This is a genomic window from Thermogemmatispora carboxidivorans, assembly GCF_000702505.1.
GTDB classification, from domain to species: Bacteria; Chloroflexota; Ktedonobacteria; order Ktedonobacterales; family Ktedonobacteraceae; genus Thermogemmatispora; species Thermogemmatispora carboxidivorans.
Window position 1 is genome coordinate 3,003,251 of record NZ_JNIM01000001.1, and the last position, 13,363, is coordinate 3,016,613.

Annotated in this window: 10 protein-coding genes and 1 riboswitch; of the genes, 2 read left to right on the plus strand and 8 right to left on the minus strand. The window is 58.5% G+C overall.

Translation table 11 applies throughout. The features are described 5' to 3' along the window. Positions 1-321: 321 nt before the first annotated feature. Entirely contained in the window at positions 322-1,287 is a 966-nt protein-coding gene (locus N688_RS11785; RefSeq protein WP_052889470.1) for a MerC domain-containing protein, read from the plus strand. Positions 1,288-1,577: 290 nt separating this feature from the next. On the opposite strand, the gene N688_RS11790 is transcribed toward N688_RS11785, so the two are convergent. The 6 genes from N688_RS11790 to nhaA form a co-directional block, all read right to left on the minus strand. Beyond that, positions 1,578-2,474: a response regulator transcription factor gene (locus tag N688_RS11790; RefSeq protein WP_052889471.1), complete on the minus strand. Its 897-nt coding sequence runs from the start codon at positions 2,472-2,474 to the stop codon at positions 1,578-1,580. A gap of 89 nt (positions 2,475-2,563) precedes the next feature. Then, positions 2,564-3,391 (minus strand): helix-turn-helix domain-containing protein, encoded by an 828-nt coding sequence (locus tag N688_RS11795; RefSeq protein WP_052889472.1) that lies wholly within the window; start codon positions 3,389-3,391, stop codon positions 2,564-2,566. Between the two features lie 290 nt (positions 3,392-3,681). Next, positions 3,682-5,052 carry a CBS domain-containing protein gene (locus tag N688_RS11800; protein ID WP_162179549.1) on the minus strand — a complete coding sequence of 457 codons (1,371 nt, stop codon included), beginning with the start codon at positions 5,050-5,052 and terminating at the stop codon, positions 3,682-3,684. After that, on the minus strand, positions 4,958-5,707 hold the full coding sequence (locus tag N688_RS11805) for a respiratory chain complex I subunit 1 family protein (protein ID WP_238321115.1): 750 nt from the start codon (positions 5,705-5,707) through the stop codon (positions 4,958-4,960). The genes N688_RS11800 and N688_RS11805 overlap by 95 nt, the downstream gene beginning before the upstream one ends. Before the next feature lie 169 nt (positions 5,708-5,876). Next, positions 5,877-5,942: riboswitch (Fluoride riboswitch) on the minus strand. A 129-nt stretch (positions 5,943-6,071) separates the two neighbouring features. After that, complete coding sequence (locus N688_RS11810) at positions 6,072-7,370, minus strand: cation:proton antiporter (protein WP_052889475.1); 1,299 nt, start codon at positions 7,368-7,370, stop codon at positions 6,072-6,074. Between the two features lie 33 nt (positions 7,371-7,403). Further along, positions 7,404-8,807, minus strand: coding sequence for a Na+/H+ antiporter NhaA (nhaA, locus tag N688_RS11815; RefSeq protein ID WP_202901904.1), 1,404 nt, complete (start codon positions 8,805-8,807; stop codon positions 7,404-7,406). Between the two features lie 1,245 nt (positions 8,808-10,052). Here nhaA and N688_RS22815 point away from each other — a divergent pair. After that, a complete protein-coding gene (locus N688_RS22815; protein WP_156025391.1) occupies positions 10,053-10,334 on the plus strand; it encodes a cupredoxin domain-containing protein in 282 nt (93 codons plus the stop codon). Positions 10,335-10,545: 211 nt separating this feature from the next. Here the strand turns inward: N688_RS22815 and N688_RS11825 are convergent, their stop codons facing one another. Together N688_RS11825 and N688_RS11830 are read right to left on the minus strand one after the other, a co-directional pair. Further along, positions 10,546-12,432: a chloride channel protein gene (locus tag N688_RS11825; protein WP_081838773.1), complete on the minus strand. Its 1,887-nt coding sequence runs from the start codon at positions 12,430-12,432 to the stop codon at positions 10,546-10,548. Positions 12,433-12,511: 79 nt separating this feature from the next. After that, complete coding sequence (locus tag N688_RS11830) at positions 12,512-13,120, minus strand: TetR/AcrR family transcriptional regulator (RefSeq protein ID WP_052889477.1); 609 nt, start codon at positions 13,118-13,120, stop codon at positions 12,512-12,514. Positions 13,121-13,363 lie beyond the last annotated feature (243 nt).

Here is a 13,363-nt window from a genome sequence, read left to right on the forward strand (position 1 = left end):
ACCAGAAGCCGTGACTGACCCGCTCCCGTTTGTCTCGCCCCTCCGTTCTGCAACGAGCCGACTTGGGAGGCTCCCTGGCCGTACCGTGTCAGGAACGCAAGACTGCCGCGCGCACCCGAGAGGCGAGCTGTACCTCCGGTACAGCGCATGTCGGCAGAGACGTGATCAGCCCTGCGCTGCCCAGGTCGCCACAGGTGCGAGGTACCTCTCTGTCTACCTTCACGTGTGATTTTCTCGAACTTGCATTTTAGTGCGAAAGATTCTATATTTGTTAGAGTAGATAACTCCATTCTCTATTGGTAAGTATAGAGGGGAGAGAATATGCTTATTAATCCAGAGGCAGTCGAGAAACTGCGAGACGTCACCACAATGGGGGGATACCCAGGAACCACTCACCGTCAAAGAAATGAGGCGATTCGGAGCTTCCTTGCTGAGGCAGGGCACTTACTGGATCGACAAGCTGAGTCCACAGTCAAACATGCGGTTGAGCGCTATGGTGCTGGGGAACTTTCCTATGAGGACTATCAGGCGCTCATTGAGCAGGTGGGCAGGGAAGAGGCGAAGCGAGGGGCGGCTCTCGCCGAGACCTTCGCCCGCAATCGCGTGTTTGAGCTGGCGCAACGCTTCCTGGACCAGGCGCAGGAGCACGCGCGCCAACTCCAACTCATCGAAGCCAGAAAGCAGCTGGAACAGGAGCAGCAGAAGACGGAGCGCCTGCTGCGTGACCTGATGCAGCAGCACACCGACGAGTTGCAGCGCTTTGCTCAGCAGATCAAGGAGGACCTGACCAGCACTCATGAGGCGGCCAGGGACGATTTGCTCAGCACGCACCAAACGCTCCTCGAACAGACCCGGCAACAAGTGGATCGGACCATTTTCCAGTACTTGCAGGAGGAAAGAGAGCGACAGCAGCGGGAAATTCGCGAGCAAGAAGAGCAGCGACCGGCGAGAGAGGCCGTGAGAACGGCGATCGGGCGGGTGAGGCTCCAGGAACAACGATACAGCCGTCATCAGTGGCGCCTCCGGGGAATGGTTGGGCTAGGCTTGGGGATCTTTCTCGTGTTCCTGGTCTGGCTCTTCTTTGCTCCCCCACTCTGGATTGAGATCAGTACTTCCCTCATCGCTGTGGCCCTGCTGGTGAGTGCTGCGCTCTGGAGGAATCCTGTTTCCGAGGAGAGGCTAGCCGCCGCCAGGCGGGAGATCGCTCTCTATCAGGCCAGCAGCGGCGAGTATGCTCTCCTCTCAGAAGAGGAGCGGCGGGCCTTGCTGTTACAGCGTATTGCCTGACTGCCTGCGGTTGGGTACGCATCTTGAAGCAGGATGGGGCCGAACGTCTGGCGGGATTGCTGCCGCTGTGAACAGCCTGCGAGGCATCAGAGGAGGATCAGCAGCGCGAGCGAAGGGACGTGACCATGCTCTCCGCCTGCTCAGGAGAGGAAGGTATGGATTGCTTTCTCCTCCTGAGCAGGGCCCCCGGCGTCATAGGCTGCACCTTTCCAGCGATCGCACACGTGATACAGGTTGCTCTGGCCTCCTCTTCCTGTCGCTTCGGATTCCTCTGCCCTGCACCCATGCTCTCAGCGCCGCATGCTCTCGCTACGATCAGGCTCAGACGGGCTCGTCTGCAGAGGAAGATCGTCGTCTGCGCCTTCCTCCCCCAGGAAGCGGTAGCCAATGCCGCGCACCGTCTGGATAAAGAATGGGTGGGATGGATCAGATTCGAGTCGGGTGCGAAGCCGATAGAGGGCCGCATCAACAAGACGCTCTTCCGCCGCTGTTTGTTTGCCCCAGAGGGCCAGGGCAATCTCGCTGCGCTGAAGCACGTTGCCGCGTCTCCTGATCAGGTAGACTAGCAGGTCGAACAGCAGGGTTGACAATTGGATCTCCTTCCCACCGCGGAAAACTCTTCGTCCGATGAGATCGACCTGCAGATCAGCAATGGTGAGCACCCGCGGTGGGTACTGACGTGGGAAGAGTGTGAGAGAGGGACAGCAGGCCTGACAGCGCCGGAGCAGCGCTTTGAGCTGAGCGCGGACCAGCGGCCACCAGAGCGGAGCCGCCAGGTAACCATCTGCGCCTACCTCCAATGAGACCACTGCATCCATGCTGTCGTACTGCTTGCCAATCAAGAGGATAGGGACCGCCTGCGTCGCTTCCCGGCTCCGCAGGAAGCGGCAAAGTTCCAGGCCGTCTCTCCCGCTCAGCGTGAGTTCTGCCACGACACCGAGCAGCGGCCGCTGCTGAGCAGCCTGCCAGGCCTCTTCTCCATTGTTGACCACCAGCAGAGGATAGCGCTCCGCATGTAGATGTTCCACGAGCAGGTCACGCAGCTGGGGATCACTCACTGCCAGGAGCAGACGCGGTTGCTCCTCATCTGGCAGGCCTGGATCTTGCTCTGCCAACCAGGGAGCTTGGGCGGAAGTCGTCCAGGAAACAGGCTCCAGCTTGAGAGATGATCGAGGTCGCTGGTCCATCGCTCTTCTCTCCCTCTGGCAATGCCAGTGTTGCGCAGGCAGCTCGTCGCCAGAATGGCTCCTGCGCCCGCTTCGCATGAGTCAATCAGTCAGGATTTGACCGGGCCTGGCTGCTGCTCCTGCGCGGCAACCAGGAGCAGAAAGGCTTGCACGCGTTGCCGGAGCTCCTGCGCTACCGTGAGAAACAGCGCCAGCCTCTCCTCCTCATTGCCCTCCGCTTCAAGTGGATCAGGAATACTCCAATGCAGCACCTGAGTAGGAGCAGCAAAGACAGGGCAACGTTCCCGCATGCGATCACAGACCGTGATCACGTAGGCAAACGGCTGCCCTGCAGCCTCCGTCAGGGCCTCTGCCAGCGAACGACTGCGTTGGTGAGTGATATCCAGGCCCAGAAGCGCGCCAGCACGTATGGCCAGCGGATGCACCGCTTGGGGCTGACTGCCGGCACTCACAGGCCGTACTCGTCCCTGGCTCAACTGGCGAAGCCAGCCTTCAGCAAGCTGAGAACGGGCACTATTGTGTGTGCAGAGCACAAGGACGTTCAAGGGGCTGGCTAGCGGCAGGCCAGTGCTGCTGGCAGTGGAAACCTTGCCGACAGCAGCCACTTCGCTCCCCCCGCGCAAGAGGGGATGCAGTTGTCCTCCTGCACGCCAGTAGGCCTGGCTGAGCTGCTCTAGATTGATGCTATAGTAGCGGACCCGCTCATCTGCGCTACTGGCTCGTTCCCTGACCAATCCGTGACGGATCAACTGCTGGAGATGATACGAGACCAGGTTTTGCGGCAGGTCCAGCAACCTGGCCAGCTCTTTGCCACGATGATCGCTGCGCGCCAGCAGCCAGAGGAGGCGCCAGCGTACGTCGTGTGCGAGCAGTCTTAAGAGCTCCGGCGGCGCTTCGATGCTCAGGGCCGACTGCATCTCTGTTTCTCCTCGGTCATTGATAGTTCAAATAAATTTGATTCAATTTTATCTGATCTTTCATCAGAAAGCAAGGGGGTACCCGCCAGGTTACGCTGGCTCTCTCTGGTCCCCTCAAACCAGAGTGGTTCGGGGGCAACAGGGGGAAAGGGCAGACAACCAGCCAGTCAGCCAGTCAAACTGGCAGCAAGCGGTTCAGGTAAGCCGGAGTCCTCTTCCCCCGGAAAGTGTTGCATTGAGGCATGACGAGACGAGGCAAGTAGAAAGGGGGTGAAGGATGATTCCCTCTGTCAATCTGCCTCTCCTTTCCAGGCGATGAGCGTCTGGAGCAGTTGCTGCCGATCTACCAGCCCCAATGGCGCTCCTTGCTCATCAACAACCACCAGGCGTTTGATCCGATGTGCTACCAGCAGTCGCACAGCCTCCGTCACCCTGGTAGCAGGAGTCACGCTGAAAAGTCGAGGGCGCATCACCTGGCGAGCAAGCAGACTTTTCGAGCGACCCTGAAGTGCCTCTTCTGGGAAGGCAAGACCAAAGCGCTGGGCAAGAGCCAGGAGCGGATTACGCCGGACGGGCAGTCGCTGGGCTGCGAGCACATCGCTGTCGCCAATCACCCCAATCGCACGACCAGCCTCATCAACGACGATGATGCGGCGTAAGGGCGTTTCTTGGAGACGGCGAAGTAGCTCGAAGAAAGGCGTATCCGCTGTCACCGCTGGTACTGGAGTGACGGGCGCTTCGCCGACCGTCTGCAGTCTCTTCTTCTGAAGAGGACGCTCAGGACGGGCAGAAACAGCGGCTTCATCTGTCAAATGATCGGCATAGTAGCGTAGGATCGTCTCTTGATCCAGCATCCCCACCAGTCGGCCCTGGGCATCGACGATTGGGGCGCGTGTGATCTGGTGGGCTGTTAACCAAGGAGCGGCGATCTCAATCGGAGTGTCTTCTCTCAGGACCAGAGGCTCCCGCATCACTTCGCGGGCCACCCGATTCGCAGTCAACAGCTGCTGGAGCGCGGCGGCTAGCTGTGGCCCATCGCTAATCTGCCGCCAGTCAAGCTGCTGGAGCAATCCGGTTTGGTCGAGGAGGGAGCCAAGCGTAATCACACCTCGCACCCGCTGGGTTGGATCAACAACGACCAGCAGCTTGCTTTCCCGCTCCAGGAGATGATGAGCAATCTCTCGCAGCGATGTCTCCTCAGTGACCGTGGTCGCCTGTGTCATAATATGCTGCACTTGCCGTTGTAGTATGAGTGGGCGAACCAGCATCGCTGCGCAGGATGCTTCATTGGCCACGCGGCGAGCCGTTCCGCCGCTCGTGGTACTCCAGGGGTGTTCCTGCCCTGTGGCACCGACAATGAGCAGATCGATCCTCAGCGCTCTGGCAAGATCCACCAGCACACTGCTGGCATGGCCACGACGAGCAAGGCTGTCAATATCGATCCCGGCCAGGTGGGCCTCAGCCTCGGCCAGTGCCTGAAGAGAGGTGATGTAAGCTTCCCAATCCCAGTGCAGCCTTTCGGCAGGTGCCTCTCCTAACGCCTTCGTTGGAGGCCTCATCGGCCCTTCAATCACTGAGGCAATATGGAGCGAGGCAGCAAGCCCTTTGGCTAATTGAAGGCCGATGCGAAACGCCTGCCAGCTCAGTGCAGAGCTGTCCAATCCAATCAGGATCTGGTGGAAAAGTGGTGGCTGTGGTTTCGCCCGTGGTTGAGGGATTATCGACCGGAATACGCCCACCTTCAGCCAGAATGACGAGCAACAAGGCCACCACCAGCAGCCAATGAGTCGGGCTATACAGGTAGGGAGGTGAGATGAGTGTCTGGTTGACAGCGAAGGGGATAGTCACGTGTGCGATCAACGCGACGCAGAAGAGCACCAGTATGATGACCGGCTCGGCGAGTAAGGAGACGACACGCGCACGGCTGCTCCCCATGCCGCCAAAGGTGCTGGCTGTATCCAGGGCCACCAGAGCGGAGAAAAACCCCCCGAGCGAGAGGATAAAACCACCAGCCAGCATGTCTCCCATAAAGGCATAGGGGAGAGGATAGGCTGTCAGCACAGGAATGAGCATGGCCACAATGAGGGGCGTGATGAAGGTCAGAAGAGGAGCTGCATGATAAACCCAGGTGGCGTGCTCAGAAACGACACTGCCCTTGTGCAAGTACTTCCATAGATCGCGATACGGTTGCCAGATGCTCGGGCCGTGCTTTGACTGAACTATCGCCTTGAGACGATTGATGATCCCCCGCAAGAGGGGCGCACAGAGCAGCACTGTTCCTATCTGGAACACTTGCAGGATCGCCAGAGACAGCACACCAGACAAGACTACCAGACCTCCCTTCTTTCTCGCTTCAGCAAGCAACACGAAGCTGCGAACGAATGTCGAAAGGGACTGCTGTGCCGCTCCGAGCCAGCAGGAGGGAGAGGGGGAGGAGAGTGCGCTACCCAATGAAAAAACCTCTACCTGCCGGCGCTCGTACCCGGCACAGGTAGAGGCTATCAGCATCTCGATCGGGATGCGTCAGGCGAGCCTCATCGCCATAAGTTATCAGGAGTTTCTCACTGTGAGAGTAGTATAGACCATTCTCCAAGAGATTGTTCAGGCGAGAGCTGTTCTGGCCAGTGCTCCCTAGAGGGGCGCTCCCTGTGAGCTGAGCTGGTAGCGATCAGAAAAGGAATTAGTGGACAGGAGGGAGCGAAGTGGCATCAGGCTGATGCATCTTGGGAAGGCGTATCAAGAGCCAGCGTAGACTCATCCCCTGCACAAGCAAGGTGAAGAAGACCACCGCATAGCACGAGATGAGTAAAATGGATCGCTGCGGTATCTCTGCAGGGAGAGCAAGGACGAGGGCGAGTGAGAGCGCTCCTCTCAGTCCGCTCCAAAAGATGATAAGCTGCCAGGAGCGAGGAAACGATGGCTGGCGCCGCTCTTTCCCCTCCCGCCTCTGAATGGGTGAAGCCAGCAGCGAATATGGTCCGAGGAAGAGCACGAGTATCAAACGCGCGAGTAAGACGACCCCAATAGCAAAGAGGGCGATGAGCAGGCTGGCCAGCTCTCCCCCTGACCTCGAAGGAAGGGAAAGAGGGTTTAATTGGGCGCCTATGAGCAGGAAGATGAGTGCATTAGCCAGAAAGGCCAGCACACTCCAGAAATTGTCGACTGCCATCCGCGTACGCTCTGACATGCCGATGCTGCGACCATAATTTCCGACGACCAGCGCTGCTACGATCACTGCTACGATCGCAGAGAGCTGGAGCAGATCAGCCAGCAGATAGACCCCGTAGGCAGTCAACAGTGTCATTGTCGTCTCCACCAACGGCTCATCGATGTGTCGAACCGTCTGGCTGATGAGCCAGCCAGAGGCCAGGCCAAGCGCAATGGCTCCCCCAGCTTGTAGAGCAAAGAGCAACAGGCCCCTTCCCCAGATTTCAACCCCTGCGCTCCCCTCGCCGTGCACACTCAGCAGGACTACCGCAAGAAAGGTCTGATAGAGAGACCCGGCCACTCCATCATTGAAGAGGCTCTCTCCCTCAATGATGACGGCAAGCCGCTCATCCACACGGAGCTGACGAAATAAGGATAGGACAGCTACCGGGTCCGTGGGAGAAAGGATTGCCGCCAGCAGGAACGCTGTCCCCCAGTCTAATCCATCAAGGAGATGAAGAATGCTGGCAGCGATCACCAGTGAGAGCAGCAAGCCTGGCCCCGCCAAGAAAAAAATGACACGCCACTGAGACCGTACAAGGTCCCAGCGTAATGACCAGGCTCCTTCAAAGAGCAGGGCTGGCAGAAAGACGAGCAGAACAAGATCAGGGATCAGATGGACGTCTGGAAGCAGCCCCGACATGCTCAAGATGAAACCAATGATGACCAGACCTAACGTATAGGGCACGGCAATCCTGCGCGTCAGGAAAATGGTCAGGAGTGCAATAATGAGGAGAATGATGGCGTACTCTTCGAGCTTCAATATGGGCATGCTTTCTCTCCCTCGCTCAAGGGCTTCACTGTCTCACCGTGTTGCTTTGGCCTCAGTAGTCGCTGGAGATGAAGCCTGTGATGGATGGGTCGTTCCGCTCAGACGTAACAGCAGAGCCCCCAGACTGGAGGCCATTACTCCAGAAACCAGAATCGCCAGCTTGGCCTGGGTCAGCGCCAGCGCCTGCGTCTCTTCAAAGGCGAGGTTGGCGATAAAAAGTGACATGGTAAAGCCAATGCCGGCCAGTGTGCCCAGACCTGGCAGGTGGCGAAAGCGGACTCCCTCCGGCAACTGGACAAGGCCCAGGCGGCTGGCCAGCCACGAGGCCGAGACAATACCGATGGGCTTACCAAGGAGCAGCCCAAGGGCAACACCCAGGCTCACAGGGCTGAGGAGCTGAGCAAGAGATCCCTCCAGACGGACGCCAGCGTTGACCAGAGCGAAGAGCGGAATGATCACAAAGGGGACCCACCGCTGCAGAAGGTGTTCCATTCGTTGCAGCGGTGCCTGTACATCCTTACAGACCAGTTCAAGTGCATGGATGAGGCTTTGCTGACGCTGATCCAGAAACCACTGTGGTGAGGCTCCAACGACCTCGCGGGACCCCTGGGCAAGCAGCTCCTGGGTTTGAGCCATAAAGGCTGGCAAATCCAGCTGCGCCCGGGCGGGCATAAGGAAGGCCAAGACTACGCCAGCGATACTCGCATGCACTCCCGAGAGAAAGAAGGCCAGCCACAGCACCAGGCCCAGCAGCGTGTATGGCCAGAGTCGACGCCATCCCAGCCGGCCTAAGAGAAACAGCCCACCAGCAACTCCCCCAGCGATGGCCAAAGCCACCCAATTCAGCCCCTGGGTATAAAAGATGGCGATCACCAGCACAGCGATCAAGTCGTCAGCGATGGCCAGAGCACTCAGAAAAACTTTGAGAGCCGGCGGGAGCCGGCGACTCATCAGAGACAGAACAGCCAGCGCCAGGGCAATATCGGTCGCCATAGGAATGCCCCAGCCTCGCGCCGCAGGCGAACCAGCGTTCCAGAGCAGGTAGATGACTGCCGGACAGGTAGCCCCACTAATAGCTGCCAGAACAGGTAAGGCAGCCTGCCGCGGCGTCGACAGCTCTCCGACCAGGATCTCACGTTTGAGCTCCAGGCCCACTAGCAGAAAGAAGATCGTCATCAAGCCGTCGTTGATCCAGGTGTGCAATGGGTAATCAAGCTGGGTCCCAGCCACGCCGACCGTCAGGGGAATTTCTAGTAGGTGAAAGTAGCTTGCAGACCAGGGCGAATTGGCCCAAAGAAAGCCGAGCAAGAGGGCGCTGACGAGTAAGAAGCCGCTGGCTGTTTCCGTCTGAGCGAATTCCTGAAAAGGAAGCAGAGGAAGACGCCTCACAAGAGAGCGCTGATCTTCAGCTCCCTGCCTATGCCAAAGGTTCCGCACAATATCCCTCCTCTTGGGGAGACAAGACGAAGAACAAAAAAACGCCGGGTGCCGACCAGGCTTCCCGGCGCTCCTTATGAGGTCGTAGCTATATTTCTATTATTGTACTCGGCCCAGTGAGAGCTGGCAAGAGGGCAATCGTCCCTGTCCAAACGAGCGACTCAGGGAAAGCTCTGCAGATGGCTTCCCCCCCGGTCCCGGAGGCAAGGGCCTGTACGCTTGCTTTCACTGTATCGGTTTCCTGGCCAGCAGCGCTATATAGCCAAACTGGCCGGCGCGGATCGCAGCCGACGCCTCCTTTGCCAGCATCTTCGCCTGCTCCAGATCCAGAAAGGGGGGAGGGCGATTCGCCGGAGCTTCATGAGCAGCTCTACGCTGAGTAGCTTCCCCTGGATCTCACGTACCAGTGCATGGAGCGCCTCGTCGTGCCGCTCAACGACCTCAAGCACAAAGCCCGCATTCCTCAGAATGGTCCCGTAATGCTCAATTGGCTGTGCATCCGCAATGCAAGCAATCCAGGGAAGCAAGCCCTGCAATCCTGCTGACATTTCCCCGTTGCGCACGAGATCGCTCAGGCCGAGCCGTCCTTCTGGCTTAAGCACTCGGTAGATCTCGGAGGCGATCCGCTCTTTATCAGGGAAGGTACAGAAGGAGCACCGCAGAGCAGGGCGTCAAAAGTGTTGTGGAGCTCAAACGCAGTCCGCTCGGTGGCCAGAGAGCCATAGTCACTTTGCTCTCTGGGAAATCAGGTATTCGCCTGATCCCCTAAGGTGCTCTCTAGTACTTTCTCCTCCCATTGAACAGCCACGGGGCGTGGGTCCACTAGCCGCAGGGGCAGCGCTCTTTCCGGCAAGGAGGCCATAATGACTCGTGTGCCAGGGAAATCAGGCATGCACCTGATTGCTCCGTAGAAAGGTGGGCCTATGATAGCTTTAGATGAGCCCGAGTGCAGTCGGAGAAAGTACTCTGCTAGTCAACTATAGCATCAGCAGGCTCTCGATTTCAGGAGAGCGTCCTTGCTCTTCCTGATCTCATAAGCAGGCAATACATTCTTCGTGAGGCTGTATTATGGATCAAAAAACGGTTCGCGTGCTCGTGGTGTTCCTGGCCATTTTCACTCTCGGGAGCGTTCTCCTGGTGGCATGCACTCGCCCAGGTGCTACCAGTGCCAGTAGTAGTAATACAAGTAGTAGTGCGTCTTCATCGCCAACTGCTGGTAGCGGCTCCTGCCCAGGTGGAGACACTGTGCAAACAACCGTGGACAACTTCGCGCAATCTTGTATTACACTGAGCAAAGGGGGAACGTTGAAGGTGGTCCCAGGTCCGGGCTCCACTCTTCACATTTTGGACTATGGCCAATGGAAGAACGGCTCCGCCGAGCCTGCCACCCCCTCCGGGGCACCTCCTCTGAAGGATGTCCAGGTGACCTCGTCAAGCGTGAGTATCGGCCCATTCACCACCGCCGGAACGTATCACATTTATTGTACGATCCACCCGGGTATGAATCTGACAGTCATCGTCAAATAAAAGGGTAATAGCACCAGAAGCAAGACTCGCGTCTGAGGATCTGTTTGCTCAGGGGAACTGCCTACTATGGCAGGACTGTCCTCGCTGTCGTTCGAAGCGCTAGAGGCAGGCTAGCCTGACGACCGAGTCTGATGACGTGCTATCTCGCTTGCAGGCAAAGCTGCCCCTGTCAGACATGCCAGAGGGAAGGGAGAGCAGGCCAGGCGTGCTGCTAGCCATGCCCTGCTTCCTGTGCCTGAGAGGCTGATTGGGCCTTTTGTCGCCCCCTGCCCTCCTGGGGTTGAGCGGCAGCCGAGGCTGTACGATCAGCCTGCAGAATGACTTGGGCGGTCAGATAGCCGATCAAGTGGGAAGAACCATTACGGGTCTCTATCACCGGCAAGCACTCGAGACAATGCTGGCTGAACAAGGCCAGCGCCCGATCCAATGAATCTGAGAGGGTCACTGCTGTCTGGTTCTGGGGTCCCAGGACCTCGGCCACCCGTCGCTGCCCCCGCTCGGCGGGAGCCACCTGCTGCACCTGAGCCAGCGTGAGCATACCAAGCCAGCGTCCCTGGGCATCGGCAACAGAGATAACGGGGATCTGCAGGGTTTTCAGCAGAGCTTCGGCCTCAGAGAGAGGGAGGTTGGGCGTGAGGACAGGCTGGGGAGGCAACAGGGCCTGCTGCACCTGTTGCACTGCAAGCCTTGCAAGATTGGAATGCCTGCGATGGGCAGGCGAGCCCTCCCGTGTCGCTAGCTGACTCCTGTAGATGGACTGCTGGCCCACGACCAGCAGCGCCAGGCTCACTGCCAGCATCGCCGGAGCCAGTAAGGAGAGATTCCCCGTCATTTCGGCAACCATCAGCATCACAGCCAGCGGCGCGTGAGCGATTCCTCCAAAGAGCGCCATCATGGCCACGATTACCAGTGGCGCTGGTGTAGCAGGCAGCCCTGGCAATAGCGGATAGCCCAGACGCCAAAAAGCTGCTCCCACAGCAGCCCCGATCACCATTCCAGGCCCAAAAATCCCTCCCGAACCACCAGACCCAATGGAAAGGCCTGTCGCGATGATCTTCAAAAAGGGTAACAGCAGCAGTATCCAGAGCGGCCAAGCTGCCAGGCCCTCCCCCATCCACAGCTGGACCCAGCCATAGCCCATGCCCAGCACCTGAGGCACGAGCAGGCCGATAAGACCGACAAGCAACCCTCCGAGAGCTGGCTTGAGCCAGCGCGGGAACATGAGCCGCGAAAAAGCTTGCGTTATACCGTAGAAACCACTCGCATAGGCCCTTCCGACCAGTCCACAAAGCAGCCCCAGCAAGCCATACCAGGCAAGCTGCAGGGGCGAAGTGAAGCCGAGGTTGGATGGCACAGCGAAGATCGGGTTCCAACCGGAGAAGGCTCCAAAGACGCTATAGCCGACAATAGAGGCAATCATGGCTGGCAGCAGGACCTCCGCCTCCAGATCATTCCGATACAGAATTTCGGCAGCCAGCACCGCTCCGCCTAATGGCGCCCGGAAAATCGCGCCAATACCGGCCCCGATCCCAGTCGCAATCGCCAGCCGGCGATCACGAACATCGAGGTGGAGCAGGGAAGCTAGCAGAGATCCAAAACCAGCACTGATCTGAGCCGATGGCCCTTCGCGCCCTCCCGATCCGCCCGAGCCAATAGTGAGCGCTGAAGCGAGCAGCTTGATCAGGGGAACACGTGCCCGAATAGGTTGGCCATGATGGAAAGCCGCAATGGCAGCATCTGTCCCATGCCCTTCAGCTTCAGGGGCCCACAGGAAGACGATGAGGCCGGCAAGAAGACCTCCCAGCGTCGTCACCACTGGTAAGAGCCAGGGGCGAGGCGCCGCCCACAGAGGAATCCAGGTAGTGCTTCCCTCTCCTGCCGGATCAGGCGCCTGATATCCCACCAGCCGGCCAAGCACAATGGCGCTTACCAGTTGAATGGCCCGGAAAAAGGTGATGGCCCCCAGACCTGCTACCAGGCCAATAGCCGTGCTCAGCAGCAGCCATTTCCAGAGCACATGAGGACGCTCCCAACCACTCCCTCTCCTCCCGCGCTCTTTTTTCAGCGGAAACCCTCCAACGATACTCTTCACCGACATACTTCAGATCCTCCTTACGATAATGAGTGGTTGGTCAGTCAAAAACGTAGCCAAAAGAGAGGGCGCGCCTCGCCTGCCACTAGGTCGCTGGAGATTGCAGGCCATTCAAGATAAAGCCAGCGACGACTTCAGCCTGACGTGCAAGAGCTGCAGGAGAAGAACCCAGGACACGCGCTGCCAGCACATAGGACTCAGTGGCCGTCAGCACCAGAAGTGCGCTGGTTTCCAGTTCCTGCACAGCGATCTCGCCACGTGCCTGCCCCTCCTCAAGTAACCGGGCGATGGCAACCACATACTCTCTCAGGAGCGCAGTGGCTTCTTGCTGGAAGAGACGGTTGACCCCATAGAGTGCACTCATGAAGACATGGAAACTATCGCTGTCCTGTTCCGCTAACCTGACAAAGGTGAGAAACAGACGTTTCAGTCGCTCGCGCAGTGACCCTCCCTCGCTGAGAGCTGTTCGAATTTCTTGCAAATGGACCTGGGCGATAGCGCGTAACATTTCGACAAACAGCGTCCGCTTATTCTCGAAGTAGAGATAAATCGTCCCCTTGCCGATACCGGCCTGCTCGGCAATCGCATTAATGTTCGCCTGCTCAAAGCCCAGGCGCGCAAATTCCGCGGCAGCAACGCGCAAAATGCGCTGACGGGTGGCTTCGCGCATCTGCTCATCGACGATCTTTGGCATAGCCTACTCCTGCTGCTTCGCCACTCACTGGCGATTGTGGGTGACCAGTCACCCATATTAAGGGTACAACAGCCTTCAAATGCTTGTCAAGGGTGGGGGGAGAACTGTCGAGGACCGCTCGCCCTGGTGTGATTGGGCCAGAGAGCTTCGTTGCTCCCTGCCCTGCACGTTGACGAGCAAAGACAGGGCCAGCGCATGAGTGGTCACCGCTGCGCTCTCCCTGGCTTTGCTGATCGCTCGGCC

What these genes read in the sequence shown, in the direction of transcription:
- N688_RS11790 (WP_052889471.1), bottom strand. Translation starts at nt 2,474, where the DNA reads ATGGACCAGCGACCTCGATCATCTCTCAAGCTGGAGCCTGTTTCCTGG.
- N688_RS11795 (WP_052889472.1), bottom strand. Translation starts at nt 3,391, where the DNA reads ATGCAGTCGGCCCTGAGCATCGAAGCGCCGCCGGAGCTCTTAAGACTG.
- N688_RS11785 (WP_052889470.1), top strand. Translation starts at nt 322, where the DNA reads ATGCTTATTAATCCAGAGGCAGTCGAGAAACTGCGAGACGTCACCACA.
- N688_RS11830 (WP_052889477.1), bottom strand. Translation starts at nt 13,120, where the DNA reads ATGCCAAAGATCGTCGATGAGCAGATGCGCGAAGCCACCCGTCAGCGC.
- N688_RS11825 (WP_081838773.1), bottom strand. Translation starts at nt 12,432, where the DNA reads ATGTCGGTGAAGAGTATCGTTGGAGGGTTTCCGCTGAAAAAAGAGCGC.
- N688_RS11810 (WP_052889475.1), bottom strand. Translation starts at nt 7,370, where the DNA reads ATGCCCATATTGAAGCTCGAAGAGTACGCCATCATTCTCCTCATTATT.